Raw genomic sequence first — 3,489 nt, forward strand, 5'->3', positions numbered from 1 at the left:
AAGCAACAATACGATAGCAATAGTTGTTCTTTTTCGTCTGGTACTACACAGTGGGTCGTTGCTGACCCCTGTGGTTGCAATAATCGTCAACCTGTTTGGACTGACAATCAGCAAACAAGATGTAATGGAAATGCTTTAGAAAAGCAACAATACGATAGCAATAGTTGTTCTTTTTCGTCTGGTACTACACAGTGGGTCGTTGCTGACCCCTGTGGTTGTAATAACACGACTATATTAATTTCTAGTATTAATCAAATTAGTATATGTGGGGGTAACAATGGGCAAATATCTTTTAGTACTTCAAATTTAATTAATGGTACTTATTCTTTAACCTTCCAAAAAGAAGGTTCGACCCAATCATCCATAGTAAACGTGTTTAATAATTCATTTATAATTATTGGTTTATCATCAGGTGCATATTCGAATTTTACAATTAAAAAAGGAAATTGCACTTCTACTATTAACTCAACTGTAATATTAAATGCGCCTTCTCTACCAACAATAACAGCTGGAAATATTACTAATCCATCCACCTGTGGAGCGACAGATGGTAGTCTAGTTTTCTCTACTAACAACCTACCCAATGGCTCTTACACATTAACCTATACAGGAACAGGTACTCCAAAAACAATCACCGTTAACAATAATGCGTTTGTTCTGAGTGGACTTTCGGCTGGCTCTTACAGCAATTTCTCCATCTCAAACAACGGGTGTACTGCCACAGCCAATGACACTAAAACCCTGACTAATCCCCCTGCTGCTACCTTGGCTGTCGTTAGCTCTTCAAATCCAACTACTTGTAGTGGTGCAGAAGGAAGTATTTCTTTCTCTACTACCAATTTATCTAATGGCAGTTATCTATTGAGCTATACAGGAACAGGTACTCCAAAAACAATCATTGTCAACAATAACTCGTTTGTTCTGAGTGGACTTTCGGCTGGCTCTTACAGCAATTTCTCCATCTCAAACAACGGGTGTACTGCCACAGCCAATGGCAATAAAACCCTGACTAATCCCTCTTTGAGCGTAACCGTTACGAGAACCAATCCTACCACCTGCAACGGAACTGATGGAAAAATATCTATTAGTGGATTGGCCGCTAACACTACCTATCAAGTCAATTATTCAAAGGCATCTACTCCCCAGGCTCAACTTAGTTTACAAGCTAATAGTAACGGGGAAATTTCCATTCCCAACTTATCAGCGGCAAACTACTCTAATATTGTTATTACAAATACCACCAATGGATGCAGTAGCTCTGCGGCGGAGGCCACTTTAGCACCGCCCGCCAGTCCTACCATTGCCAACGTCCAAACTTCGTGTTCGGCCAACTTTACCACTTATTCCATTTCTGCTACTATAACCCCTGGCGCTACACTCCAAAGTAACTACACGGGTGGAGTACTTTCGGGAATCCCAACAGGAACAAACGTTAGAATTGAAGCTCTACTAAATGGCTGTTCAACAACCTATGATGTTGTAGCTCCTAACTGTCAGTGTCCTGCCATTAATCCCCCTAACCCTACCGCCACAAACGTCAACTATTGCTCAGGAGCTACCCCTACTCCTACCCTCTCTGTAACTGTTGGCTCCAATGAGACAGCTGATTGGTACACTACAAACGGCGTTCTTCTTCGAGCTAATTCCTTGACCTACCAGCCTAGTGCTCCACAAAGTACAACTACCTACTTTGTTAAAGCAAAAAATCAAACAAATGGGTGTACAAGTAGCACCACTAGCATCACAATCACTGTTATTCCCGCTCCAACCTTAACCACAGGTAGTATAACTGACCCCACCACTTGTGGAGCAACAAATGGAAGTATTTCTTTCTCTACTACCAATTTATCTAATGGCAGTTATCTATTGAACTATACAGGAACAGGTAGCCCAAAAACAATCACTGTTTCCTCTAACTCGTTTGTTCTGAGTGGACTTTCGGCTGGCTCTTACAGCAATTTCTCCATCTCAAACAACGGGTGTACTGCCACAGCCAATGGCAATAAAACCCTGACTAATCCCTCTTTGAGCGTAACCGTTACCAGGACTAATCCTACCACCTGCAACGGAACCGATGGAAAAATATCTATTAGTGGATTGGCCGCTAACACTACCTATCAAGTCAATTATTCAAAGGCATCTACTCCCCAGGCTCAACTTAGTTTACAAGCTAATAGTAACGGGGAAATTTCCATTCCCAACTTATCAGCGGCAAACTACTCTAATATTGTTATTACAAATACCACCAATGGATGTAGTAGCTCTGCGGCGGAGGCCACTTTAGCACCGCCCGCCAGTCCTACCATTGCCAACGTCCAAACTTCGTGTTCGGCCAACTTTACTACTTATTCCATTTCTGCTACTGTAACTCCTAGCGCTACACTCCAAAGTAACTACACAGGTGGAGTACTTTCGGGAATCCCAACAGGAACAAACGTTAGAATTGAAGCTCTACTAAATGGCTGTTCAACAACCTATGATGTTGTAGCTCCTAACTGTCAGTGTCCTGCCATTAATCCACCTAATCCTACCGCCACAAACGTCAACTATTGCTCAGGAGCTACCCCTATTCCTACTCTCTCTGTGACTGTTGGCTCCAATCAGACAGCTGATTGGTACACTACAAACGGCACTCTTCTTCAAGCTAATTCCTTGACCTACACGCCTAGTGATGTACAAAGTACAACTACCTACCTTGTTAAAGCGAAAAATCAAACAAATGGCTGTACAAGTAACCCCACTAGCATCACAATCACTGTTATTCCCGCTCCAACCTTAACCACAGGTAGTATAACTGACCCCACCACTTGTGGAGCAACAAATGGGAGTATAACTTTCTCTACTACCAACCTACCCAATGGCTCTTACACATTAAGCTATACAGGGACAGGTAGCCCAAAAACAATCACCGTTAACAATAACTCGTTTGTTCTGAGTGGACTTTCGGCTGGCTCTTACAGCAATTTCTCCATCTCAAACAACGGGTGTACTGCCACAGCCAATGGCAATAAAACCCTGACTAATCCCTCTTTGAGCGTAACCGTTACGAGAACTAATCCTACCACCTGCAACGGAACTGATGGAAAAATATCTATTAGTGGATTGGCCGCTAACACTACCTATCAAGTCAATTATTCAAAGGCATCTACTCCCCAGGCTCAACTTAGTTTGCAAGCTAATAGTAACGGGGAAATTTTCATTCCCAACTTATCAGCGGCAAACTACTCTAATATTGTTATTACAAATACCACCAATGGATGCAGTAGCTCTGCGGCGGCGGCCACTTTAGCACCGCCCGCCAACCCTACCATTGCCAACGTCCAAACTTCGTGTTCGGCCAACTTTACCACTTATTCTATCTCTGCTACTGTAACCCCTGGCGCTACACTCCAAAGTAACTACACAGGTGGAGTAGAGGTTTTCATTACAAACGGGCGGAAAATAGCGGTTTGCTAATTAGCGTTTATCGGAAGGTTTCCGTAAAGCTCG

The 3,489-nt window shown here is 42.9% G+C and carries 1 protein-coding gene; it reads left to right on the plus strand.

Features of this window, described 5'->3' with window-relative positions:
- Nucleotides 1-372 precede the first annotated feature (372 nt).
- A complete protein-coding gene (locus AC23P2_RS30535) occupies nt 373-3,456 on the plus strand; it encodes a beta strand repeat-containing protein (RefSeq protein ID WP_487776699.1) in 3,084 nt (1,027 codons plus the stop codon).
- Nucleotides 3,457-3,489: the final 33 nt, after the last annotated feature.

The sequence above is a fragment of the Runella sp. R0.1_18 genome (assembly GCF_057652155.1).